1 protein-coding gene is annotated in these 292 nt (G+C 70.2%); it reads right to left on the bottom strand.

Annotated elements, in window-relative coordinates:
* A partial coding sequence (locus tag BIU98_RS19235; RefSeq protein WP_175481268.1) for a hypothetical protein occupies positions 1-200 on the bottom strand: 200 nt, incomplete at its 3' end.
* Positions 201-292: the final 92 nt, after the last annotated feature.

Genomic DNA, 292 nt, shown 5'->3' with positions numbered 1-292 from the left:
ACACGCTCGAGCGTGTGGATGGTGTCCTCGTAGAGACGGGCGAAGGCGTCGCGCTCGCTGCGGCTCTGGTGGTTCCCGCCGACGGCCTGGCGGCGGGTCTCAGCGAGGCGCTGTTCGGCCTCGGCGGTCAGCTCGTCGAGGCGGACGAAGAGTCCGTCGACGTACGTTCGCTCGCGGTCGATCTCGGTCGGTTCGGACACACGCAACCCTTCGGGACAGGGGTATCCAGTGTAGTCCCCCTGCCCCTCGGGCTGATGCCGCGGGCCGTGGTGCCGGACCACGGACGGACGGG

The organism is Curtobacterium sp. MMLR14_010 (genome assembly GCF_001865015.1).
Classification (GTDB): Bacteria; Actinomycetota; Actinomycetes; order Actinomycetales; family Microbacteriaceae; genus Curtobacterium.
This window is presented reverse-complemented; position numbering and strand designations above follow the sequence as displayed.